Source organism: Pseudomonas sp. WS 5532 (assembly GCF_012985445.1).
GTDB lineage: Bacteria > Pseudomonadota > Gammaproteobacteria > Pseudomonadales > Pseudomonadaceae > Aquipseudomonas > Aquipseudomonas edaphica.
The window spans coordinates 84,966-110,752 of record NZ_JAAQWK010000004.1 but is presented as its reverse complement, the minus strand read 5'-3'; the positions used below and the strand labels follow the sequence as shown (position 1 = coordinate 110,752).

The window sequence follows — 25,787 nt, the reverse complement described above, 5'->3', positions numbered from 1 at the left end:
TCAGATCTCACTTGAATTCTTTAACAACCACTTTGACATTATATTCACGGCCGAATTCGACAAGCGACTTAGCAGCAGCCGAACCACCAGGCTGAACTCGCAGGTCAAGCACCATATTTGCTGGTAGACCATTGACTTTCGCGCCGTTTGTACCTAAATCTATAATATGATCTTGCATTCGGCCTAACCACGTACTTCCTACCGTATCTACAGATTTCAGACTGACGAGCGTATTACCATTCTGAAAATCAACAAGCGGGAAATATCCATTTCTTTCGGCCCCTACGTTATACCAGCCGCTCTGCGGTGAATACTCAGTTTTAGCAAGGTATGACTCAATGTCTACCCCTCTTTGAGTCGGTCTAAGAGTCCAAACCTCTGAAAGATTCGTTGTGAGATCTTTTGCACCTGTAAAACTCGCATCGTTAGCCGCTGGTGCACCATCACCTACTACTTTTGTTTCACCAGACAGTAAATCGGTCGCAGGTCCTTTTGCCCCATCCGTCAGCAGCAACGGCGGCGTATTCACCTTCGAATATGAAGCAAGCTCACTACGCCCATCAGCGTACACAACCTTCATCGTATCGTCACTGACAGTGACAATGCTGCCCTTGGGAATCACTTTCCCACTCTGCAGCGTTACGCTCTCACTGAGTTCGACTGTCGTATTGGCCTGAATCGTGGCGCTTTTAACGTATTGGGGGCCGCCCACCGGCACGTGATTGGGCACATCGATCGGATGTGGCCCTACACGTTCAAACTTGGCCAGCTTACCTTCAACACCACCCGCAGCCTTGGTGGCTGCAGCAATCTCTTTGAACCCATTGATAGAGACCTCGACGCCAGCTTTAGAAAGTGTTGACGCGCCCTGAGCAGCTCCCCCTGTTCCGCCGGTAGCAATGACTTGGGCGTACAACGCCACCGCCTCACCCATTTGCTTACCAAGCTTCTCGGCGTTTTCATCACCACCAACAACCAGCGCATCGCGAAGCTGACTAATTTGCGACTTGAAGCCAGCGGCAGCCGCACCGAAGAGCTTCTCCCCCTCCACTGACAATATGAACGCGTTCATAGCGTCAATGCTTGCAACTGGATCGCGCAGAACACCCACTGCACCGTTCAGAGTATCTATGCCAGCGCCTGCCATACTGTCTTTGAAACTATTAAAGAGCGCGCTGGCTGAAGCCATATCTTGGCTACCAGAAATGGATAACCACTTGCCCGTCACCTTCATTTTTTCAGTGAACGTTTTGGCTTCTGCTACTTCCTTGACCATTTGGACTATTTGTTGGGTTGCCAACCAATTGTTGTCGACGTTCGCAATCGCAGCGTTAGTAGCCGTCGCCGCGCCGTTCGGGTTGCTCATTGCAGCAATGCCGGTCACCATCGACGCGATAATGTTGCGCTTGGCCTCTCGCTCCTCGCTGGTTTCGTTAGGGCTGGTTTCGTTGAAAAGGCCTGCGAGTAAACTACTGGCCGAACCACCCAGCGCGCCCGCTGAGCAGCTCTGGCTACTGGCGGCAGCACCGGCACAGCCGAGAATGGCATGCAAGCTGGCGTGCTCGGGGCTGCCTTCTTTCAGCCCCTTGATGACCAGTTTGCCGATGTAGTCCGAGCCTTGTTGCTGGACGTAGTTAACGACCATGTTCTGTGCAAACTGCGCACCACCACCGGTTACGTTGCCGCTCGCACCCGCGACCAATGCGGTCGCGATTTGTCGATAGGTACCGCCCGCGCCCCAATCAGCGGCGACGGCATTGGCTTGTTTATTCAGGTCCAGGTATTTCTGTCGATGAACCGCTTGTACGTTAGGGTCGACTTCAGGGTCGCGGGACTTGGCAAATTCCTTTTCAGCGTCGCTACGCAGCGTATCCGCCTCACGGCCGCGAGTCTCCAGATACGCCGCGACGTTCTGAACAAACTTGCCGGTAATCTCGAAGCCGACCTGAATTTCCTTCGCGTCGAAAATTGGCTTTAGCTTGTTACTGCCATCTCGATCACTGGACACGTCAGTATTGATTGCAGCCACAGCTTGCTCGGCCGTCTGGCCGGTCAACGCCTGCTGCTTGGCGCTGTCAGTAACCGTCACTGTTGCGCCGCTGATACCGCTCAAGGTTTTACTGCTGGAGCTGTCACCGGCGTACAGCGCAACAGGGGCGTTGACGCCGAACCCGCCTTTATCAGCCACTGGTGTACCGGTCTTGGTGGCATCAACGTTGCCGTTCGCATCCCTGCCAACCTTCCCGCCAGCGCTGTAGCCACCGCTCAGATTGATACTGGTGGCGTCGTAATCGGCTTTGTTCTTGATGTCCGAACTGGTTAACGTGCCTGTTGTGAGCGTGTTCTTACCATCAGCGACTGCTTTATCAGTGCTGGCGATGATTGCGCCCTTGAGGTCGGTATTACCCTTAACCTCAATCTGGAATCCACCGTCGCGCGCCTTGATGCCCGATTGATCACTGACACTGGCATAGTCGCTGTGCATTTTTTGCTGACCAATGCCACCACTGACACTGCTCATGCCCACACAGAACGGTGGTACGCAAATGCTGACCCCGACGTTTGCACTCAGTTGTTCCGAGCGATAGGTGCTGGTGTCTTGCAGGCTCTCGATATTGAGATCGCCGCCCACGTTGGCCCGAACCTGCTGACCGGTAACGACCGCCCCCTTGAGATTAGTATCCCCAGCGCTATCAAGGCGCACCGTCTGCCCAGCCTTTACGGACGTGTTGGTCTGAGTGACGTCATCACCATCGGACATACCCCGGCCTTTGTTGGCCGCCAGGTCCAATGTGAACCCGTTTTGCTGCCCACCAAAACTGAAACCAACACCCGCGCTCCAGCCGCTGTTGTTATTGGTGCTTTCCTGATGTGCCGTATTTTGTGCAGCGAGCAGATTGATTTTGCCGTCAGCCTTAAGGTTGGCGTCACCTCCTGCGTCAATCCGACTGCCCACCACATTTAAATTGCTATCAGCGCCCGCCCCCTTGGCAGTGATGTTGACGTCCCCCCCTGCAACCACACTGCTGCCGACCACGTTGCGACCACTTTGCTCACTCTCGCTGTGGCTGCGGCTGTCGCTCAAGTTGACGCTGATCTTTACCCCAGTGAGGTTTTTGCCCATCAACGCCTGGCCACCCTCGATGGCCGCATTGGCACTCATGGCGGCATTGACGGCAGACAGCGCAAGCATGCGGCCGTCGCTGGTTTGTTGAGCCGACTCAGCCGTTCCCTGGAGGCTTCGCAACGCGTCAACCATTGGAACGCTGACCGTCCCGCCAATTGCCGTGCGGCTGGTACTCGCCGTATTGCTGGCTTTGAGGGTGTCGAAGCCAGCCACGATGTCCACATGCTTGGCTTTGATATCGATGTCGCCTTTAGGCGCAACAACCTGGCTGGCAATTTGGGTGTATTGCTCGCCTGCTGAAAGGCCGACGTCCCCCCCCAGCGAGGCGATCTGGCTACCCGTTTGACGCGTGGTTTCGCTCTGCTCGGTTTTCTTGGTCTTAACGACACCCGTCGCACTTTGCCACCAGGAACCTACCTCTCCGACCTTTTTGCTATTGGCCTTGGAGCTGGCGCTTTCACTGTTCTCAGCACTGACCACTTCAAGATTGCGTCCCGTGTTGATCCGCAGATCGTGGTCAGTGACCAACGTACTTCCGCGCACGGAGGTATCGCGACCGCTGGTGATCTGCAAGCTATCAGCGCTGATGTCACTGCCGATGCTTTGCGAGGCACTTTGCTGGGCCTGCTGGCCTTTCTGCGTCGCAGACATACCAACAGTTAGGGACAGACCGACTTTGCTGGACTGCTTTGATTGGCTTGAGGTTTGCTGCACCTGTGCCGTGCCGATTTCAACGTCATTGCCAGCGTTGAGCTTTACGGCGCCCTCTGCCCGCAAAGCCGCAGCCTCTAGAGAAATATCGTTATCCGCTCGCAAGTTGATTGACTGGGCAACCAGCTCGGTACTATTGAGCGTTGTTTGACTGCTCGACTGGCTGCGAGACTTACTCGAAAACATCCCTTTTTTGGAGGAAGCGCTGGCCTGACTGGCATAGTTTTGCGCAGCCTCCAGATTGATGTCGTGCCCAGCGGTAGCCAGCAGCTCACCGCCACTGTTGATTTTCGCCCCTTCAAGATTGATATCCTGAGACGCAGAAATAACAACCTTCTTGCCCGCATCAATGGATGAGCTGATAGCAATATCGCTTTCACTCTCAGTCATTTTTTTACTCTTTTTACCCCATGACCCTTTTTTGGTTTTGGAGTAATAGGAGTAATCGCTGTCCTCGGCAGTGTTGAGATTCAAATCCTTACCGGCAAACAGATACGCTTCATCCCCAGCGGAAACCCGACTAGCCGTAACGGCTAAGTCCTGCCCTGCACTCAAAGACACATCCCGTCCGGCTTTTACCGTAGTCGACACCTGACTTATATGGTCTTCTTGAGCCTTAACTTTCTTCGAGTTGTACGCTGAGTGTTGCTCATCCGCCGCAGAGATCAGGCTCAGATCCCCAGTAGCCGACATAGCGACATCACGTTTGGCCTCAATCTGGCTAGCAATAGCCGTCAAATCCCGACCAGACACGGCCGAAAGGTCACGACCCACGCTGACAGAAGAACCGTGCTGGGTCACCGTACTGCTGCTGTTGCGACCTCCGGCGTAGCTGATGACCTGCTCTGCCGATCCAAAGCTCAGGTCGCGCCCGGCCTGAATAGTGGTGTCGCGACCGCTCTGCAACACTGCGCCCTGGTTTGAGAAGTCCTGCCCCGCCTTGATACTCAGATCATTCGCCGCCTCAACCCGCGCAGCGCTATCCACATAATCGCGATGCTGCGAGTACCCTGCCCCTTTGTCATCCCAACCGGTCACGCTGCGTTCGTTGATCACATCGCCATTAATGGCGGTCAGCGTCACATCGCGCCCTTTGATGATGCCTCCGGCTTTGTTGACGATATTGTTGCCCGCCAGCAGGTCCAGGCGGTTGCCTGCTTCGATCAGCCCGCTGTTGGTCATGTCGTTGGCGGCCTTGGCCGACAGGTTGTTGGTGGCCCGCAGGGTGCCGGCGTTAACCAGGTTTTCGCCGGCAATCAGGTTCAGGTCGTTACCCGCGATCAAGGCTCCGGTGGGTGCAAGACGGTTGTTGGCCTGGGCCAGATACAGCACCGGCACCAGGACTTTTTCACCGTTCACTTCGTGCTCTTCCAGCCACACGATGTCATGCGTCAACGCCGCGACCTGTTGCGAGGTGAGGCTGACGCCCATCGACAGGTTCAGTTGCTGCTTGCTGCTGATGGCGTTGTCCATCAGGTACTTGAACAGTTTTTCGTCGGTGGTCTGGCCGTCGATAAAGCGTTGGCCGGTGCGTGCTTGCACGGCCTGCTGAATCAAGCGCTGTTCGTAGAGGCCATCGCCCAGGCGCTTCCAGCTTTCGTCCGGGTTGTAGCCCACGCCTTGCAGCAGGTAGTCCGAGCTCATGAATTGCTTGAGGTCGGTGAGTACCGGGTTGGTTTCGATCAGGTATTTGTGCGGTTGCGATACGGCACGACTTTCCGGCAGCCCCTGGACGCGGCTGATGGTTTGGCTGGCCAATGCCGTGGGTTGGCTGACCTGCGGTGGCTGTACGTTACCGACAACGGGTACGTCGTGGGCCGCCGGGGTAAGGCCCGGCAGTTGGGTATCCGGCGGTGCGATCGCAGCAACGTCTGCACTGCGCGCAACGGTCGACAAGCCCGGCACACGCAGATCAGGGAGAGCCCCGTCAGATGACGTATGCACAACCCTATCGCCTGGCGTTACGGCAGGCAGGTCGATGCCCGGCCGCGAACCATCGACCGCAGGCTGGGGGACACCCGTAGGATTGCGGGCGTCAATGCCATCGACGCGGGTGATGTCTATGCCACTGGTGCGACCCGGTGGCAGGGGCTGCACATCGGCGCTGCCCACGGCGCCGGTATCAATGGCACTGGCAACCGCGTTGACGACACCGGCTTCACGAGCGGCCACGGCAACTTGGCGCGTGCTGGTGGTCACTTGCGCCGCGCCACCCACCTGAATCACACGTTCGTGGGCGCCAGGCAGGGCTTGTTGGCGTTGGCTTGGGTCCAGGCTGGCGCTGCCCAGCGTCCAATCCTGATTACCAGCACCTGCCTGTCCTGTAGTGCCGCTTTGGCCACTTAAACGAAACAACCCGTTCTGCCCGCTGGGCAAACCGAAGCCCGGCAGGGTCAAGGGGTTGACCTGCTGTTGGGCAAGGTCGGGCGGCAATTGTGCATTGAGCACTACCACCCGGGTTTTGTTGGCGCCTACGCCGGTGTCCAGCGAACGGCCATCAACCGCCAGCGCGGTCTTGATCACGTTGATGTTGTTGATGCTTTTACTGGCGGTGAGCGCAGCGTTGCCACCGGCCTGAATAATCGCCGGGGCCACCACCTGGGTGCCGCCTTGTACCGCGATGGGCTGGTTGATGCCGGGAAACAGCGACGGGCTGAACCGCGTCATCAAGGCCGCAAACGCCGCCTCATCCACCGGCGAACCCTGCGGGTGCGCACGGTTATAGGCCTGCACCGCGGCGACCATCTGGTTGTATTGGCCTTTGGAGATTTTGGTAATGCCGCCGTACTCCTGGCTCTGGGAGCCGGAACCACCGGTGGCCGCCAGGTTCAGAATGTTCTCGCCGCTGATCGACAGATCGTTAGCAGCCGACACCACGCTATAGCGGTTGGTGAAGTTCTGACCGGTAATCACCATGTTGCGCCCCGAACTGATCGTGGCGGAAGGCGAGTTCGCTTCGATCACACTCTCAACCGTGCGGCTCAGGGACACCGCCGGGCGCCGGTCGCTCCAACCGCCGCTGCAATGCTGGGTGCAACGGATGCTCACGCCCACCGAGGTCAGCTGCTGGTTGAGGGTGAATTTCTCGCGCTCGTTGACCACGTCATTGGCCGACAGTCTGAGGTCGCCCACACTCTCGATGCTGGCAGAAACGTTACGCACACTCTGCGCCAGAGTGCCAGCGGCTACACCGGCCACCGTAAGGTTGCCCAGGCTGTAGATATCCGAATAGTTGTTGGTCAGGCTGCCGAGGTTGAGGTTCGAATCCTGGCCGCTGAACAGGAAGCCACGTGCCCCGATGCCGCTGGCGGCGTGGTCGTTGAGCAGGCTTTGTGCCGTCAGCACCAGGTTCTGTGAAGCCCCCAACGTGCCGGTGTTAACGATGCTGCCGGCGTTGATGCGCAGGTCGCTGCTGGAGGTCAAACGCCCTCGGTTGAGCAGTTGGCCCCCGGTGGTCAGTTGGGAGGCGCCGCCGCCTGCCACACTGGCGGCTTCATTCACGGTTATCTGCGCGGCACTCAAGCCCAGGTTGCCCAGGCTGCTGTAGCGCCCATTGCCGCCATAACTGCCGGCCAGCGTCAGATTGGCCGTGCCGTCACTGGCGATCAGGCCATCGTTATTCCAGTTGCCGCCGTTGCCCGTCAGGCTGTCGGAGGCGAGTAACTGGCCACTGGCGGTCTGGTTCAAGGTATTGACGTTGACCGTCAGGCGCCCGGCCTGGATCACGCTGCTGTTGGTCCAGCTGTCTGCGGCCAGGGTCAGGCCACCACGGGTCACCAGATTGCCGCCGGCATTGATCAGGTTGGCGGTGGCGATATCAAAAGTGCCGGTGCCGCCGTGCAGCAGACTGCCGCCCTGGTTCAGGAAGCTGCCGGCATTCAGGGTCAGGTCAGCGTTGGAGGTTTCCAGTCGTCCATTGCGGTTATCGAACGCACCGCCGAGCTGGAAATTGGTTTTGCCGCTACGGCCCAGCGCGCGCAGTTGCCCGCCTTGGTTGTCGACACTGGCGCCTGTCACGCTCAGGGAGCTATCGCTTTCAATCACACCGCTGCGGTTGATCAACGCGCCACCAGCGCTCAGCTCAACCGCGCGACCTGCAATTTGCCCGGCGCTGTTGTCCAGCTGTGCACCACTGACTCGCATCAAGCCGGTGGCATACACCCCGCCGTTGGCATTGGCGAAGTAGTTGGCATTGACCACTGCATCGCCGGTCTGCGCAGCGATGAAGCCGTTCTGGTTGTCGAGGCGGTTGGCAGTCAGGTTCAGGCTATGGGCCTGGAGTGTGCCACCCTGGTTATTGAGGTCACCGCTGACGCCCAGGCTCAGGCCGGTCTGGCCCTGCACCTTGCCCTTGGCGTTATTCAATCCCACTGCGTTCAATTGCACGTCGGCGTCCTGGCTATAGATCAGGCCGTCGTTAGTATTTTGCACGATGCCGGTGCTGGTGATCGACACACGATCCTTACTGGCAAGGGTGCCGCCGCCACTGTTGTTCAGGCCACCGGCGAACAGCGTCAGCAGGCTTTGGCTAATGATTCTGCCCTTGGCGTCGTTGTTGACCTGCATCGCCCGTTGCAGCAGCAGTGGGCCGGAACTGGCAATGCTGCCGCCGCTGTTGTTGAGGGTGCCGAGCAGGTTGAGGGTCAGGCGACCGTTGGTGGCCAACGTGCCGGCGTTGTTGTTCAGGTCGGTGCCGGTGACGGTCATCGCTTGTTGGGCGTTGATCGTGCTTTGGTTGGTCAGTGTTACCGCTTGCAGATCCAGCGTGGTGCCGCTTTCGATCAAACCGCCATCGGCGTTGGTCAGCGCACCGGTCACGATAAGCGTTTGCCCATCGCCACTGGAAAGTACGCCTTTGCCACTGTTATCCAGGCTGGCGGCACTGACGCCCAAGCGTCCCTGGCTAACCAGCGCGCCTTCGTTGTTGTTTTGCAACGCGCCGCTCAGGCGCACATCGATTGCACCGCTGCGGCTGGAGAGCGTGCCGTTGTTACGGTTGTCGAGGTTGCCACCACTGACGTTCAGGCCTTGCCAGCCGGACAGCAGGCCTCTTGCGGTGTTGTTCATGGTGTCCGCGTTGACAGTCAGCACTTGGCTGCTGATCAGCTTGCCGGCGCGGTTGTCCAGGTTGCGCGCCGTCAAAGCGAAGCTTTGCAGGCTGGAGATTTCACCGCCCTGGTTATTAAGGTCGCCCAGGTTTTTCAGGGTCAGCGGGCCGTTAGTCAGCAGCAGACCGTTGCGGTTGTCCAAATCACTGTTGTTGAGGTCCAGGGTCATTCCCTGCTCACCCACAACGCGACCGCCCGCCAGGGCCAGAGCGTTGAGGTTCGCGGTCAACACACCTTTGGCCGAGACCTCACCGCCGTTGCCGGTGTCGAGGCCGGCGGCGTTGAGATTCAGGGTTTGCTTGGCACTGATCAAGCCTTGGTCCTGGTTGTTCAGCAGGCCATCACTGGTCAGTTGCAAGTCGCTGCGGCTATTCAAAGTGCCGCCTCGGTTGTCGACGGAGCCTGCGTGAGCGTCGAGGCTGGCGGCGCCGATCAGGCCTTTGAGGTTGGCCAGGGCTTGATTGACGCGCAGGGTCAGGCCCTGATTACTCAGCAGCTTGCCGTTGCTGTTATCCAGACTTTGCGCGGCCAAGGTAAAGGCTTGGGCGCTGGAGATTTCACCGTTCTGATTATTGATGCTGTTGAGGTTGTTAAGCGTCAGCGGGCCAATAGCGTTGATCAATCCGCCTTGGTTCTTCAGTTGGCCGTTGTTCAGGTCGAGACTCAAGCCAGCGTTGCTGAACAGCTTACCGCCCTGCTGATCCAGCCCGGTGACGCTGGCGGTCAGCGTCTTGGCGCTGCCGATGCTGCCGCCGTTGGTCAACTGTGCGGTGGTCAGGGCCAGGGTGTCGCCGCTGTTGAGGCGGCCGGTTTGGTTGTTCAGCTCGCCCGTGCTGACCGTGACCGGGCCTTTGCCGCTGATGATGCCTTGCTGGTTGCCAAGATTGGCGCTTTGCAGTGTCAGGCCGCCGTCGGTGACCAGTTTGCCTTCGCTGTTATTGAGGCTGTCGGTGACGGCGACGCTCAAACCATTGGCGCTGGACAGGCTGCCTTTGCTGTTATTCAGGCTGCGGGCTTTGACGGCCAATGCGTCTTCGCTGCTAAGTACACCCTGGCTGTTATCGAAATCACCGGCGAGATCCAGCTTCAGCGATTGCTGGCTGAGCAGCTTGCCGCCGTTGTTGTCCAGCATGGAGCCGGTCAGCGTCAGGCGCTCGCCGTTGAGTTCGCCGAGGGTGCGGTTGATGACCTGATCGACTGCAAGGCTTAACGTACCGCCTGCGAACACCACACCTTTGTCGCTGTTGTTGAGCTGCTGACCGGTGACGCTGACGTCGGCGTTGCCGGTCAATTCGCCGGTGCGGTTGTCGAGCGTCTGCACGTCGAGTTTCAGCGCTTTTGTGGCACCTACCAGACCGTTGCGGTTATCAAGGTTTGCGCCGCGCAGGTTGAGCTCGTCGGTGCTGATCAGTTTGCCGTTTTGGTTATCGAGGTTGCTGGCGCTGATCGTCGCAAGCGCCTTGCCCGCGATCTCGCCATTGCGGTTGTCCAGCGTTGCGCTGGTCAGCAACAAGGCACCGTCGGCGATCACGCTGCCGCGTTGGTTATCGAACAATTGGCTGGCGCTGAGGGTGACATCGCCACGCCCGCTGAGCACGCCTTCGGTATTGTCCAGGCGAGTGCTGCGCACATCCAGGCTGGCGGCGTTGAGATGGCCTTTGAGGTTGGCCAGCAGTTGGTCGACACGCAGGGTCAGTGCCTTGTTGCTGATCAGTTTACCGTTGCTGTTATCCAGGTTTTTTGCGACCAAGGTAAAAGCGTTCTGGCTGGAGATTTCGCCGTCGCGGTTGTTGATATTGGCGAGGTTGTTCAGTGTCAGCAGCGGTGCGTTGATCACACCCGCGTTGACCAGTGCGCCGTGGTGCAGGTCAAGGTTGAGTTGTGTGGTGCTGACCAGTTCGGCGCCGTCCAATTGCGTCAGGCCGGTGACGCTGGCATTCATTGCGCCGACGCTGGCGATATGCCCGCTGTTGGTGAGCTGGGTGGCGCTGAGGTCGAGCTTGTCGGCGCTGATCACACGGCCGTCGATGCCGTTGGTGAACTGTCCGGTGTTAACGGTTGCCAGGCCTTGGCTTTTGAGCAGGCCGTTGGTGTTATCCAGGCTGGCACTGGTCAGTGTGAGGTTTTGGGCGCTTTCGACGGTGCCGCCTTGGTTGATTAGCGCCGCTGCACTCACAAGGGTCAACGGTCCTGCGCTGGAAATTTTGCCGCTGGTGTTGTCAATACGCTGGCCTGCCAGCGCCATCGAGCCTTCGCTGGTGAGCTTGCCGCCTGTGTTGTCCAGGCCTGCCTTCAGTTGAAGCGCCAAAGCACGCTGAGCGCCAACAGTGCCATCGGTGTTATCTACTGCAGTGCCGGTAAGCCGAGCGTCCTGGGCAAAGATCAAACCTTTGGCCTGATTGATCACCTCGGCCATCGCCAATTCAAGCGCAGTGCCGGCCAACAACTTGCCTGCACTGTTATCCAGGCGTTGCCCGCTGAAATCGACGCTCTGCTGGCTGGAGATTTCCCCGCTGCGATTGTCGGTGCTGCCTGCCTTGAGTTTCAGCACTTTTGTCGCGGCGAGCAAACCGCCGTTCTGGTTATCCACGGTGGCAGCGTTGAGACTCAGATTACCCTTCGCGACCAACTGACCGCCCTGCTGATTCAGCACGCCAATCGTGGCGTCCAGATCATCCTGGCTGGCGATGCGCCCTTTGGCGTTTTCAACGGTATCGAGGGCCAGGCGTACCGGGCCAATCGCGCTGGCCAGGCCGTTCTGGTTGTTCAAGGACTGGCCGTCGAGTGCCAGCGCCTGCTTGCTGTTAAGCACACCTTCACGGTTGTCGAGCTGGCCGACGTGCAGGTTCAGCCCCTGATTGGCGCGCACCGCGCCGCCACGGTTATCCAGGCTATTGCTGCGCAGGGTCAGCAGGTTCTGTCCGGACAGGCGACCGGTGCGGTTGTCCACACTCCCAGCCTGGATGTCCATCACGCCTTTGGCGAGCACGGCACCTTTGGCTTGGTTATCGAGCAGGCCGTCGACTTTCACCGTCAGGCTGCCATCGGTCGCCAGACTGCCGGACTGGCTGTTATCCAGGCTGGCCGCGGTCACGTTCAAACGCTGGCCGGCGCCCAAGGTGCCGGCCTGGTTGAACAGTGCACCGCGGGCGGTCAAGTCAAGGCTGATGTCGCCCATCACATGACCGTCGTTGCGGTTATTCAGGGTCATCGCGTTGACCACTGTGGCGCCGCCGCTGGAGACTTCGCCGTCGTCGTTATGCAGGTCAGCCGCCAACGTTAACGCGAGGTCTTTGGAACTGCTGAATACGCCGTGGGTGTTATCCAGTCGCCCAGCTTGAGCAGCCAGGCCTGCCGCAGAAATGACGCCCTTGAGGTTGATCAGCGCTTGGTCGACTTTGAGGGTCAGCGCCTGATCACTGAGCACATGGCCGTTGCTGTTATCCAGACTTTGTGCGGCCAGGGTGAAGGCACGCTCGCTGGAAATTTCGCCGTACTGGTTGGCGACCGTGGAGAGGTTTTTCAACAGCAACTGACCCGGCGCATGGATCAAGCCACCGGTGTTATCAAGAACGCCGTGATTCATGTCCAGGCTCACGTCGCTGGTGCTGTAGAGCTGCCCACCGTTGCGTTGGTCCAGGCCCGCGAGGCTGGCGGTAAGTGCCTTGTTACTGGCGATATGGCCGTCAAAACGGTTGTCCACGTTCCCTGCCGTCAGCGCCAGGCGATCAGCACTGGTCAGGCGCCCGCCACTCTGGTTATTCAACGCGCCGGTCGTGATGCGCACAGCGCCGTCACCGATCATTTTGCCGCCGCTGTTGTCGATGCTGGCGCTGCTCACGGTCAACGCCATCGCGCTGAGCAGCTCGCCGCTGCGGTTGGTCAGTACGCCGCTGGCGGTCAGATCCAAAGCCGCACCGCCGCTGAGGCGGCCGCTGTCGTTGTTCAGTGTGGCGGTTTGCAGGGTCAGGCTCTTGTCACTGCGTACGGTGCCTTGCTGATTGTTCAGTTGGTCCAGTTTCAGGCTCAGTGCGCCGTTCGCTAAAAGTCGACCTTTGTTGCTGTTGTCGAACTGCCTGCCGTTGAACGACAGGTCGGTGAGGCTGGAGACTTCGCCGCCCTGGTTATTCAGGCTATCAACTTTCACCACCAGCGACTGGCGAGCGTTGAGCAAGCCACCCTCGCGGTTATCCAGTTGCGTGGCGCTTACCTGCATCGGCCCGGTTGCCGTTACGCTACCGCCACGGTTATCGAATTGCTCAATCGCCAAGACCGCCTGCTGACCGCTGACAAACCGACCGCCACGGTTGATCGCGATGCCGCGGGTAGTGACGTTAAGCAAGCGGTCACCCTGCAACAGTCCCTGGCTGTTATCCAGGCTCATGCTGCTCAAGGTTGTGGTAGCACCGATGACTTCACCGTGGTGATTGTCCAGGGCAGTGTCGACGGACAGTGCCAGATCATCGCGGACGTTCAGCTTGCCTTCGGCATTAACCAGGCTGTTTGCGTGCAGGTCCAACCCCGTGGCAGCGACCAAGCCTTTGGTATTGTCCAGCGCGCCGGCAACGCGCACCAAAAGCCCTTGCTCGCTGAGCAACTTGCCGCCTCGGTTGTCGAGGCTGCCTGCAGTAAACGCCAGGGCCTGGGCGCTGGAAATTTCCCCGGACTGGTTATCGACACTGCTTAAGTTGCTCAGTAGCAGCGTGCCCGGCGCGTGAATCAAGCCGCCTTGGTTATTCAGGTGGCCGTGGTTCAGGTCAAGGTTTACACCCGCCTGGCTGTGGATATTGCCTTTGGCACTATTGTCCAGGCTTGCCGCACTCACCAGCAACGGGCCGGTTGCGCTGAACAGCCCGGCCTGGTTCAACAGGTGCGCGCTGATCAACGCAGTAAGGCGACCGTCGCTGGTCAGCTTACCGCCACTGTTGTCCAAGCGCGTAGCGGTGATGTCCAGCGCCTGCCCGGCGAACAGCGTGCCCTGGCGATTGTCGATCAAGCCTGAGCTGTTGAGCGAGAGCATCGCGTCGCCTTGCAGCAGGCCCTCGCGGTTATCCAGCGACGCACTGTTGACCGACGCCGTGCGCGCCAATAGCTTGCCACTGCGGTTATCCAATGCTCCGTCGATCTGTGCGATCAGGCCATCACCCGCGCTGAGCGTGCCGCCTTGGTTAGTCAGGCTGGCGGCGCGTACATCCAGCGTTTTAGCCGAGATCAAGCCTTGCGTGTTATCCAGTGCGTGGGCGATACGCAGGGCCAAACCCTGCTCGCTGAGGAGCTTGGCGTGCTGGTTATTCAGGGTATCGGCGGCCAGGGTAAACGCCTGGGCGCTGGAAATTTCGCCGCCTTGGTTATCGACGCTGGCGAGGTTGCTCAGCAGTAATTGGCCAGGGGCGTTGATCGTGCCGCCCTGGTTATTCAAATGCCCATTATTGAGGTTGAGGCTTACGTCACCCTGGCCGAAGAATCGACCATCGTTGTGCTGATCAAGACCACTGATACCAGCATTCAGCATTTGGCCCGCGCTGATGCGGCCGCCCTCACTGTTATCCACTTGGCCGGCGTTCAAATTAAATGCGACGTCACCGCGCAAGGTGCCACGCTGGTTGTTCAGCGGGCCGCTTGATTGCACGGTGAGGTTACGGGCGACGAGACTGCCCTGTTGGTTATCAAGGCTACCCAGGCTGAGGCGTACATCACCTTTGGCGGCAAACAGACCGGTCTGGTTGAGCAATTGCCCGGCAATCACCGCGACCAACACGCCGTCGCTGGTGAGCGTGCCTGCGCTGTTGTCCAGCCGGGATGCATAGAGGGTAAACGTTGCACCTGCCGCCAATGTACCGCGCTGATTGGACACCACGCCGCTGTTGAGCACCAGGGAGCGATCACCTTGCAGGCGGCCACTGTTGTTGTTTAATTCACCCGTGGTGGACGCCAGGTCGGTGGCCAGCAACTCGCCGCCGCGGTTGTCCAGCAGGCCTGCGGTGTTCGCCGTCAGTTGATTAAATGCGCGGAGCTTGCCGCCCTGGTTGTTCAGGCTGGCGGCGTTGACGTCGAGGTTCGACGCCGAAACCAGGCCCAACGCATTGTTCATTGCACCGGCGATACGCAGGGTCAGGTCTTGGTCACTGAGCACTTTACCGGCGCCGCTGTCGAGGCTGTTGGCGGCCAGGAGGAATGACTGCGCGCTGGAGATTTCCCCTTGGCGGTTATCGACCGTGTTGAGGTTGTTAAGGGTCAATTGACCGCCGGCGTTGATCAGGCCGTTGCGGTTATCCCAGTGACCTTGGTTGAGGTTCAACGTCAGTGAGCCTTGGCCGTTGAGCGAGCCCTTTTGGCTGTTGTCGAGGGCGCCAGTATTGACCTGTGCCGCCTGACGCGATGCAATTCGCCCGCCCTGGTTATTGATCAGCCCCGTCGCATTCAGGCTCAGCGATTGGCCGGCCGAGACCAGGCCGGCGACGTTATCCAGTTCATTCAGTTGCAGCGTGACCTGCGCCTGGCTCGACAATTCGCCGTTGCGGTTGATCAGTTGCCCGATGCCCGCCGTGAGGTTGCCGGTGCTGGTGACCAAACCACCTTGGCTGTTGAGCAGTTGCCCGGCGGTGATCCCAAGGCTGCCTGCGCTGAGGAGGCGGCCCTGGTTCTGGTTGTCGATCTGCGTGGCCGTCAACTGTGCGTCGCGCCGGGCGCTCAAGGTACCGCCCTGGTTGGCCAGCTCTCCGGTGTTGACGCTGAGGTCGCGGCTGGCGATCACGGTTTTGCCGGTGTTGTCGATGGCCTGCGCGGTCAAGCGCACATCGCCCTGGGCATTGCGGCTGTTATCGGCGTTGACGCCAGCTTCGATGATCCCGTTGTTGGTCAAGCGGCCGCCGGCGTCCAGCGCGATGCTGTCCTTGGCCGCCAGGGTTTGTTGCGTGGTGAGCGCACCTTGGGTTTTTACCGACAGATCAGTACCGGCGTAGACCGCCGCCTTGGCTTGCAAGCTGGCCGCTTTGACGGCGACAGAGGTGCCTGCCGTGGTTGTGCCCATGACCACATTGCCCGCAGCATCAATCTGGATATCACCACCGGCGACCATATCGCCCGACAGCTTCACGCCCACACCGGCCTCGGTGCCGATCAGCTTGACCGCGCCCACATACATGCCGCCCAACGCCGACGAGTCAATCGCCAGGTCTGGCGCCTGGCTGCCATCTGCCGCCCGTGCGGTGGCATTTAAGGTGCGTGCGTCGACATCGTTGCGCCCGGCGACGATGGTGAGTTTTTTCGCCTGGATCTGCGCATTGATGGTGGTAGCGCGGGTGATGATTTCAAACTGGTCGACATTGGTCGCGTTGAGGCCCGCGCCTTCGATGGCGACGTTGCCTTGATCGACTTGATAGCGGCTGATCTGGCCGTTTTCGATCACCGCTTTACCGGTGGTCAGCGTGACTTGCGGCGTGTTGATAAAGCCGCAACCGTTGCAACTGATGCCATACGGGTTGGCGACAATCACATGGGCCGACTGCCCCGCCACTTCGGTGTAGCCGCGCAGTTGGCTGGGGCTCCCGCCGTTGACTTCGTTGAGGATGATATTGGCAGCGGTGCCGCGCAGGTTCGGGTTGCCGACGATGATGCCACCCAGTTGTGTGGCCTGGGTGCGGTCGGTGGCGTTGTTGAGGATGACGCCGTTGGCACCGACGTTATAGTCATGAAATTGGTTGTGCGAGAGGCCATTGGCATTCGGTGCGGCGATATTGACGATGGGCACGCCATTGCCCGCCTGCGCGAGGCCTGTGCCCGGCGCACTGACCATAATGCCGTCGGCCTGGGCCAGCAACGGGTGCCAGAACATCGCGTTGGCCAGGATCAACGCCAACCCGCGTTTAGGCAGCCCCAAAAAGTGGGAACGGCTTTTTACGGCAGCAGAAGGCTGGCGCACGAGGAAGGCGAACTGGCGAACGTCCATGTTGTGTCTCGATACCCGAAGGCGGTAAAAAAATTAAAGGAAAAAATCCATACGGAAATAGATCGGCGCTTCACGCTCTGTGATAGCGGCCGGTCGTTCCAAAGAGTGGGCAAAGGTCACGCTGGCGGCGACGTTTTTGCCACGGGCAAACAGCTCCACCGAGTTGCTGCTCATGCGCCCATGCTGCTCGGCGTTGTAACGGTCGCGGCTGATCACGCCCTGGTCATAACCTAGGCTGGTGCCGTATTCGCTGAGCACCGGTTGCAGCCAGGCCCAGGTCACCGGGCGGCTCCAGCGCAGGTCGTTGCGCCAGTAGCCGCCGCTGTCGCCGGACAGCATCTGGTCCTTGTAGCCACGGATCGACGACTGCCCACCCAGGCTCATGCGCTGCGGGCTGAACAGCACATCTTCGCTGTGCTGGCCGGTCATCAAACTGCTGAAGCTCAAGGACTCGCCCCACAGCTTGAACGGGTACAGGTAGCTGACGGTGGCGGTGTATTTGCGGTAGCGCGCATCGGCCTGGCCGTGGCGCGGGTTGTGATTGGCCTGGGCGTCAAAGGCACCGATGCCGTCTTGCATGCCGAGGTCGATGTTGAGAAATGCACTGCCAATACGGCGGCCGTGGTTGATGCCGAACTGGGCTTCGCTGAGGCGGTTGCTGCTCAGCGCCAGCTTGCTGTCTTCAATGAAGTTATTGGTGCGCAGGTAGGCGACGCCGGTGCTCAGGGAGGTTTTGCTCAAGGCGTCGCGGTGAACGACACGCTCCAGGCGCAACTGGTGGCTCTGGCTGTCGCCGGTCTGCTTGAACTTGAAGTTGTTGGCCTCGGCCCGAGAGCGGTATTCGCTTTCGGTGTAGCTGTAGGTGAGGTTCCACCAGCCGAAGGGCAAGCTGTAGTTGAGCATCGAATTGCGCGAGGTTTTCTGGTGATCGCTAACCGCATCGTGGCCGCCACGCAACGAAAGTTGGTCGGCCAGGCCCAGCGGGTTGTCCCAGTCGAGGCTGGCGCCCCACTGTTGTTCGCCGGTGCTGCGCTGGCCGCCGTTGTGCCGCGACAGGCCGACACGCCAGGGCTTTTGCGGGGTGTTTTTGACCAGTACATCACTGCCGCCCACGGCCTTGCCCGGCGCCAGTTCCATCTGCGCCTGGTTCGAGGGCAAACGGTTTAGCTGATCGACCATCTGCTCGATTTCACGCAGGTTGAGCAAATCGCCTTGTTTGCCGGGAAAGCTCATCGCCAGTTGGCGGTCGGTGATGCCGCTGCTTTGGGCACCTTTGAGGCTTTCGAGTTTGCCCTCGACTACCTGAATTTTGAGGTTGCCGCTGGAAAGGTCTTGCTGTGGCAGATACGCGCGACTGGTGACCAGGCCCTTGGCCAGGTAGCGGTCGGTGATGACCTTGAGCACTTCGTTGAGCTGCGGCACGCCGAGGCATTGGCCGATGTAAGGCTTGATCAGCGCGCTGCGCTCGTCTACGGACAGGGCGTCGGCGCCTGCGAGCTCGATGGTTTTGATCGGGAAGCAACGGGTGTCGGCAGGCGTCGCCGGAGCTGCAGGGGCGGCGGATTTACCGGGCAGATCCTTGAGTTCTTCGAGGCGCCGCTGCTGCTCTTCGAGCAGGCGGTCCTGACGGTCGCGGATCAGGTCGGTGATGCCGGGGGTGCTCTGCGGGGGCGCGGCGTGCGCTAATCCGGCGGTGCCCAGGCAGAAAAAAACGGACAGCAGGCAAAACCTGGTCCGGCGTTCCAAACGCCACATGTCTAGATCCCTCTACATAGCGTTGTGCTATCAATGGGCGGCGATTCTAGGATGGCACTTTGATGGCGTCAATAAAATGTACAAATTTGTTTCAAAAGTGAAACAAATCAGGTTCAGTTTGAAAATTATGTTTTTTTAAAATCATGCACTTAACAAAAATTTCAAAAAATCCAAGCAAAAAAAAAGCCTGCATCTCTGCAGGCTTTTCTCTATCTGGCTCCACGACCTGGACTCGAACCAGGGACCCAATGATTAACAGTCATTTGCTCTACCAACTGAGCTATCGCGGAATGCGCCGTATGTTACTGATTAAAAAGAAGAAGTCAAGCATTGAGGAGCATTTTGACGAATTCCTGCAAATTACGGCCGCAGCCCGCTACACCGGGCTGGCCATTTCCTTGGCCATTTCCTTGGCCAGATCCAGCCACGCACGCGCCGCCGGTGGCAGGTGTGCGCTGGCCCGCCAGGCCAGGGCGATATGCCAGTCGGTGTGTGGTTCGTCCAACGCAATCAAGGCGATACCCGCGTGTTGATGTTTGAGCGCGAGCATGCGCGGCAGAAACGCAACGCCCAGCCCGGCTGAGACCAGGTCAACGATAAAGTCGATTTGCCCGCTGCGCGCGGTCACTCGGGGCGTGACGCCTTTGCGCTCACACGCGGCGAGGATCTTGGCGTTCAGGGCGAAGCCGGCTTCGAACAAGATGAACGGTGAATCGGCCAGGTCGGTGAAGTCGATGTGTTTGCGCTGGGCCAGTGGGTGGCTGATGGGCAATACCGCCATCAGCGGTTCATTGCGCACTGGCTGGTAGTCGAAGGCTTCGTCCACCGGCAACAGCAGTGCGGCAAGGTCGACCTCCCCGGCTTCCAGGCATTCGCGCAGTTTTTTGCTGCCGTATTCGGTGAGTTCGATCTCGATCTCCGGGTAGCGGCTGCGGTACGCCGCGAACATCGCCGCAAACAGCACGCCGCAGCCCACCGGCGGCAGGCCGATGCGCAGCACGCCGCGCTTGAGGCCGCGCAGGTCGTTGATCTCGGCCACCAGGTCGTTGTGCTCGGCGAGGAGTACCAGGGCGCGGCGGTAGGCGATTTCGCCGGCGGCCGTCAGCTCGTTACGGTGGCCCAGGCGATTGAGCAGCGGCGTGCCGAGCTCGTCTTCGAGGGTCTTGACCGCCTTGCTCACGGTGGATTGAGTCAGGGCCACCACCTCAGCCGCCTGGGAGAAACCGCCCTGGCGCACCACTTCGACAAAGGCCCGCACGGTTCTCAGGTTCATCGGTATTCCTATAGCGACTGGGTATTAGTAATAAAAGTTGTTTTTATCATGCCAGCTTTTTGCTTATGGTGGTGCGACCCAGCTCTGTGGAGAACCCGTTCATGATCATCTCGTCCGCCGCCGACTACCGTGCAGCCGCCAAGCGCAAACTGCCGCGCTTTCTGTTCGATTACATCGACGGCGGCGCCTACGCCGAGCACACCCTGCGCGCCAACAGTTCGGACCTGGCCGAGATCAGCCTGCGCCAGCGCATCCTGCGCAATGTCGACAACCTGAGCCTCAAGACCACGCTGTTCGGCCAGGAGCTGGCCATGCCAGTGATTCTCAGCCCCGTGGGCCTGACCGGCATGTACGCGCGACGTGGTGAGGTGCAGGCAGCCAAGGCGGCGGCCAACAAGGGCATCCCGTTCTGCCTGTCGACGGTGTCGGTGTGCCCGATTGAAGAGGTGGCGTCGCAAAGCCCGCAGTCGATCTGGTTCCAGCTCTATGTGCTCAAGGACCGCGGCTTTATGCGCAATGCGCTGGAGCGCGCCCAGGCAGCGGGCGTGACCACGCTGGTATTCACCGTCGATATGCCCACACCCGGCGCGCGTTACCGTGATGCGCATTCGGGCATGTCCGGGCCGTATGCTGCGCAGCGCCGGATGCTGCAGGCGGTGTGCAAGCCGCAATGGGCCTTCGATGTGGGCCTGATGGGCCGCCCTCATGATCTGGGCAATATCTCCAAATACCTCGGCAAGCCCACCCACCTGGAAGACTACATCGGCTGGCTGGCGAATAATTTCGACCCATCGATCAGTTGGAAAGACCTGGAGTGGATCCGTGAGTTCTGGAAAGGCCCGATGATCATCAAGGGCATCCTTGACCCCCAGGATGCCAAGGACGCGGTGAGTTTCGGTGCCGACGGCATCGTGGTCTCCAACCACGGTGGGCGCCAGCTCGATGGTGTGTTGTCGACCGCCAAAGCCTTGCCGCCGATTGCCGAGGCCGTGGGCGATGATCTCACGGTGCTGGTGGACTCCGGCATTCGCTCCGGGCTCGACGTAGTACGCATGCTCGCCCTGGGCGCCAAGGGTTGCCTGCTGGGGCGTTCGACCGTGTATGCGCTGGCCGCCGCCGGCCAGTCCGGGGTGGAAAACCTGCTGGATATCTTTGCCAAGGAGATGCGCGTGGCCATGACCTTGACCGGCGTCACCTCGATTGACCAGATTGACCACTCCACCTTGGTTCAAACAGCCAAATAACTGACGTCACTGCACAACGACTGTGTTGAGTTTTTTAAAACAGTCGTTGATTTATAAGGCGTTTTTGTAAGTTAAACAAAGTGGCATGAATCTCGCTCTAACCCCTTTCAAGCAGGTTAAGCGATGACAAGACGTGTGGCAGGGCCCAGGGGTTATAACCCATGGCAAAGCGGTTTAAACTGTTTCCAATGTTTTACGGAACTGAAGGAACAGTAAGACGCTTGGCATTTGCCGCTCTCGTGCAGCCTGTAAGACAGTTAAGTGCTTAGAGGCCGTCAGCTTATGAAATCACCGACCCAGACCAACGCAATTGACTTCGACAGTGCCAAATTGCAACGCCTGGGGTTTGGTCAGCCGTCCCTGCTTCCACGTCGCCCCACCACACTTGCGCAACTTCGTCAGCAACTGAACCAGCAGTTGCAAACCAGCCTTGAGCCGGAGCGCATTCTGGCGCTGTTCTTTCGCGAAGTTCAGCGGCTGGTGCCGTTGGACGCGCTGCAATATCGCCATGAGGCCAGCGACTTGCGCCTTGAGTTCGGCCATCGTGGGCATCACTCGGTGAGCTACACCTTGAGCCATGAAGGCGAGCATCTGGGCGAGTTGATATTCCGGCGCAACCAGCGTTTGCTGGACGACGAGTTGGCGCAACTTGAGTCACTGCTGTCGACGTTGCTGTACCCGATGCGTAACGCCCTGCTCTACCGCGCCGCCACCCGCAGCGCCCTGCGTGACCCGCTGACCGAAACCGGCAACCGCATTGCGATGGACCAGACGCTGCAACGGGAAATCGACATGGCCCGGCGGCACCTGAGCCCGCTGTCTTTGTTGATGCTGGACATTGACCACTTCAAGAAAATCAACGACACCCACGGCCATGCAGCGGGCGACATCGTATTGCGCGCTGTCGCCGACTCGATCAAAAGCCAGTTGCGCAATGTGGACATGGTGTTTCGCTTTGGCGGGGAAGAGTTTCTGATCCTGCTGTCGAACACCGGCCGGGACGCGGCAGGTATGGTCGGCGAACGCCTGCGTCGGGCGGCAGAGGCTCAGGACTATTGGGCCGATGGCAAGCGAATTGAACTGACGGTGAGCCTGGGTTGCTCGACCCTGTTGGCCGCCGAGTCGGCAGAAAGCCTGTTGCGGCGGGCCGATAACGCCCTGTACGTGGCAAAGCGCGAAGGCCGCAACCGCTTGGCAATGGCGGGGTAAAACCCCGCCATCACGCTTACATCACGCCTCGCTGGCGGCGCGAACCTGACGTTCACGAACAACTGCTGGCGCCTTTGCTTTTTCGTTCTCCAACCGCATGCAACTTTCCAAAAACAGGTACATGTAGTCGTAGCTCTTGCACACCGCCTGACGCAGTTCTACCTGCAAGGCCTTGCTCGGGTTCATCCCGGCCAGGGTGCAGATGATTTCCAGGGCTTCCCAAGGATGGGCATCGTCGTATTGCGCGTGCATCTTCAACCACTTCATGGCGCGTTTACGGTCTTCTTCAGGGAAGGCGGCCGCATACACGCCGGTCGAACACACCACGGCAGACCACTCCCCAGTCGCCCCCTCAATCGCGTAGTTGGTCGCGGCAATCGCCACGATCAACGAATCGGCCGAGCTGGTGTGCCAGCACCAGTGACTCAGTGCGTGCAACTCCGGTGGTACGTTCTGCGCTTGCAACTCTTCCAGGCTTACACCGTGGGCGCGCGCCCAGTGCACCCAATAGTCGGCGTGGTTGAGTTCCACGCGAATATTGCGCATCAGCCACCGGCGCGCCATATCCTCCCCAGGATGACGGGCAAACTTGGTCTTGGTGAGGTTCTGTGCCATGTACAAGGCAAACTGTTCAACCACTGGCCAGCCACCGATCAGGTAGTGGCGCATGGTCTTGGCGCTGAGCGTGTTATCACGCATGCGCTGGTACAGTTCGTGTTCGACAACCCGGCGCTTGCTCTCGCTACAGTCCTGGATCAGTTGTTGCGCCCAGGCTGGGTAACTCGAGGCTTCCATAAGCGGGCCGGTTCGGTTGAAGGTGTCGATCACTGTAGGGCTCCTTTTCTAGTGTGATTGTACAGACCGTCGAATGCTTCAGCGGAATGTGCCGGGCGCCTTTAGCAACAGTGGCTGCGGCCGCACGGGTCGGCACTGCAGACTATCAAAGGTAAACAATTGCGGACGTTCGATCAGGTAGCCCTGAGCATAATCCACACCGATCTCAAGTAAAGCTTGCTCGATCAGCGGTGTTTCAACAAATTCGGCAATTGTGCGCTTACCCATGACGTGGCCGATGTGGTTGATCACTTCGACCATGGCACGGTTAATCGGGTCGTCCAGCATATCCTTTACGAAACTCCCGTCGATCTTCAGGAAGTCTACAGGTAAATGTTTAAGATAAGCGAACGAGGACATTCCGGCACAAAAGTCATCAAGTGAAAAATGGCAACCTAAGGCCTTGAGTTCATTAATAAAGCGGATTGCACTGCCCAAATTGGCAATAGCGCTGGTCTCTGTTATTTCAAAACAAATCATTTCCGGCGGAATGCTGTAAGCCTCGAATTTCTCACGTAAAAACCCGAGAAAATCATCATCGCCAATAGTTATGCCTGACAGATTAATCGCACACATAGCCATAGGACGGCCTGCACGCTCTTGCATACAACGGGCGATAATCTTAAAGACGTTTTCCACGACCCAACGATCCAGCGAAGTCATCAAACCGTAACGTTCTGCAGCCGGAATAAAACTGTCCGGCAAGATGATCCGACCCGCCTCGTCGTGCAGGCGCAGGAGGATCTCAATATGACCATTACCACCATCGGTATGGCCCAACGGCGAGATTTCCTGGGCGTAGAGGCAAAAACGATCTTCCTCCAGGGCCATGTGCAGGCGTTGTACCCAGGCCATTTCGCCAAAACGCATGGACAATTCCGAATCATCGGCATGGTAGACCTGCACCCTGTTACGGCCCTTTTCCTTGGCCATATAACAGGCCATATCAGCGGCGCGCAGCGAAGTTTCCAGGGTGGTCGGCGATTGCGAGATATGCACCAGACCAATGCTCACGGTGGTCATGAACGGCCGGCCCTTCCACACAAAATGCAGGCTTTGCACGGTATGGCGCAGGCTTTCAGCGATCTTTTCCGCCACCGCTGCCGGGCAGTTCTCCAACAGGATGCCGAATTCATCGCCGCCCAGGCGCGCCAGGGTGTCGCCTTCGCGCAGGTCCGATTGCAGCAACGCACAGATATGCCGCAGCAGCTCATCGCCCGCCGCATGCCCGCAGGTGTCGTTGACCAGCTTGAACTGGTCGAGGTCGAGGAACATCAAGGCATGCCGCCCGCTCTGCTGGCGCGCTACCTGTTGCAGCACCTGCTCCAGCCGGAACTCGAATTCGCGGCGGTTGGCCAGGCCAGTCAAGGCATCGTGGGTCGCCTGCCACGACAGGTTGGCGATGTACTGGCGCTCCTGGGTCATGTCGTGCAACACCAGCACCGCGCCGCTGACCTTGCCGGCGTTGCGGATCGGGGCACCTACCAGGGTGACTGACACCGTGCTGCCGTCCACGCGCTGGATCAGCTTGGAATGCTCGCTGCCACCGCTGAGTTCACCCTTGATAATGTGTTCAATCAGGGCGAAGCCATCGGGCTCGGCGTTCTCATCAAGCAGGTTGAACAACGCCGCCAGCGGCAACCCTTGGGCCTGCGCGTTCTTCCAATGGGTCAGCGCCTCGGCCGCCGGGTTCATGTAGGCAATGGCGCCGTCGACATCCGTGGTGATCACGCCGTCGCCAATCGACTCCAGGGTGATCTGCGCCCGCTCCTTCTCGGCTTGCAACGCGGTGGCGAAGGCGTGGCGCTGGGTCAGCAGTTTGTGGGTACGCAGCAGTGCCAGCACGATCAACCCCAGGGCGGTGGCCAGGTTGGTGATCAGCAACAGGCGCAGGATCATCCGCGAACCTTCGCCCAAGGCATCGCTGAAGGCCTTGGCGGCTGGCGTCACGCCGTCGTTGATGGCGATGATGCGCGTCTTCCAGCCAGCAATGTCGCCAGGGCTGACCTGATCACTGCGGATCGCCCGGTGCATCGCCTGGGCCAGGTCATCCAGTTGCACCAGGTAACCATCGCCCACGGTCCACAACTCGATGGCTTTTTCCAGGTAGCTGAAATGGCGAAAATTGAGGTACAGCCAGATCAGATTGGACACGTCATCGGGGTGGTTGCCGCCCTTGAGGATGCCCAGGCGCGCGGCCGCAAGGTCGGGCGTGGGACGGTCCAGCGCGACGCGCAGCTCATGGCCGCCCTGGGGCACCGCGATGGCTTGCCGGTATTTGAGGAACGTCGCTTCGTCGCGGTTATCGGCGTAAAGGCTCAGATAGTAGATGGCGTCTTTCTGGCCCTTGGACCACAAGCTCTCGCCTGCTACATAGCCGCGCACCGCTGACAGCATGTAGAGGCTGACGCAGCCCAGCAATGCCTGGAACAGCACGACGGCGATAAAGGGCCAGACAATGCCCAGCAACCGAGGCTTGCTTAACGTCGCTGCGAGAGTACGCTTTTGCTTCATGAGATCCCTTGCACATGCACTGCTTGATACGCACGCGAGAATCCGCTCTCGATAGCTCAGCCAA

The 25,787-nt window shown here is 59.3% G+C and carries 7 protein-coding genes and 1 tRNA gene; 2 read left to right on the top strand and 6 right to left on the bottom strand.

Translation table 11 applies throughout. The features are described 5' to 3' along the window. Positions 1-7: 7 nt before the first annotated feature. The 4 genes from HBO23_RS09230 to HBO23_RS09215 all read right to left on the bottom strand — a co-directional run bounded on the left by HBO23_RS09230 (position 8) and on the right by HBO23_RS09215 (position 19,922). Positions 8-16,894 carry a hemagglutinin repeat-containing protein gene (locus tag HBO23_RS09230; protein ID WP_170037836.1) on the bottom strand — a complete coding sequence of 5,629 codons (16,887 nt, stop codon included), beginning with the start codon at positions 16,892-16,894 and terminating at the stop codon, positions 8-10. Between the two features lie 33 nt (positions 16,895-16,927). After that, the gene (locus HBO23_RS09225; protein ID WP_170037834.1) at positions 16,928-18,649 is read right to left on the bottom strand and encodes a ShlB/FhaC/HecB family hemolysin secretion/activation protein; all 1,722 of its coding nucleotides are present in this window, start codon (positions 18,647-18,649) and stop codon (positions 16,928-16,930) included. Between the two features lie 214 nt (positions 18,650-18,863). Further along, a tRNA-Asn gene (locus HBO23_RS09220) sits at positions 18,864-18,939 on the bottom strand. An 86-nt stretch (positions 18,940-19,025) separates the two neighbouring features. Next, a complete protein-coding gene (locus HBO23_RS09215) occupies positions 19,026-19,922 on the bottom strand; it encodes a LysR family transcriptional regulator (protein ID WP_170037832.1) in 897 nt (298 codons plus the stop codon). A gap of 101 nt (positions 19,923-20,023) precedes the next feature. Between HBO23_RS09215 and lldD the strand changes: the two genes are divergently transcribed. Further along, positions 20,024-21,166 (top strand): FMN-dependent L-lactate dehydrogenase LldD, encoded by a 1,143-nt coding sequence (gene lldD / locus HBO23_RS09210; RefSeq protein ID WP_017137790.1) that lies wholly within the window; start codon positions 20,024-20,026, stop codon positions 21,164-21,166. A gap of 282 nt (positions 21,167-21,448) precedes the next feature. After that, positions 21,449-22,375 carry a GGDEF domain-containing protein gene (locus tag HBO23_RS09205; RefSeq protein ID WP_017137791.1) on the top strand — a complete coding sequence of 309 codons (927 nt, stop codon included), beginning with the start codon at positions 21,449-21,451 and terminating at the stop codon, positions 22,373-22,375. 21 nt (positions 22,376-22,396) lie between these two features. On the opposite strand, the gene HBO23_RS09200 is transcribed toward HBO23_RS09205, so the two are convergent. Together HBO23_RS09200 and HBO23_RS09195 are read right to left on the bottom strand one after the other, a co-directional pair. Further along, positions 22,397-23,203: an iron-containing redox enzyme family protein gene (locus HBO23_RS09200; RefSeq protein ID WP_017137792.1), complete on the bottom strand. Its 807-nt coding sequence runs from the start codon at positions 23,201-23,203 to the stop codon at positions 22,397-22,399. A gap of 45 nt (positions 23,204-23,248) precedes the next feature. Then, positions 23,249-25,723 (bottom strand): EAL domain-containing protein, encoded by a 2,475-nt coding sequence (locus HBO23_RS09195; RefSeq protein WP_099548937.1) that lies wholly within the window; start codon positions 25,721-25,723, stop codon positions 23,249-23,251. Positions 25,724-25,787: the final 64 nt, after the last annotated feature.